Origin of the sequence: Pseudomonas sp. FSL R10-1339 (assembly GCF_009600545.1) — a bacterium.
Lineage (GTDB): Bacteria > Pseudomonadota > Gammaproteobacteria > Pseudomonadales > Pseudomonadaceae > Aquipseudomonas > Aquipseudomonas bubulae.
The window spans coordinates 1-298 of the sequence record NZ_WIVQ01000303.1 but is presented as its reverse complement, the minus strand read 5'-3'; the positions used below and the strand labels follow the sequence as shown (position 1 = coordinate 298).

Genomic DNA, 298 nt, shown 5'->3' with positions numbered 1-298 from the left:
GGCATCCCTCGATCACCAGGAGGTGCGCCACGTCGCCCGCTCAGTGGCGAAGTGGACGCACCAGCACCTCGACGCCGCCTCGTTTAGCGCGTGGCAGGCGGTACAGGGGCGCAAGGGTGGTAAGGCCAAAGGCGAGGCCTATGCTCTACTCAGAGCACAGGCTCTTCGCTTGCGCAGCGATGGGGTGAGCATCAGAAGCATTGCTAAAGAGCTTTCAGTTGGCACAGGCACTGTGCATTCCTGGGTTAGCACCAAGCGTTAATCGCGGGTTAAAACGACAATAGCTGCGAAGCCATTG

The 298-nt window shown here is 59.7% G+C and carries 1 protein-coding gene; it reads left to right on the top strand.

All coding sequences use genetic code 11. The annotated features are described in order from the left end of the window. Positions 1-262: helix-turn-helix domain-containing protein (locus GHO03_RS24870; RefSeq protein WP_178110395.1), on the top strand; the 262-nt coding region annotated here is incomplete at its 5' end. Positions 263-298 lie beyond the last annotated feature (36 nt).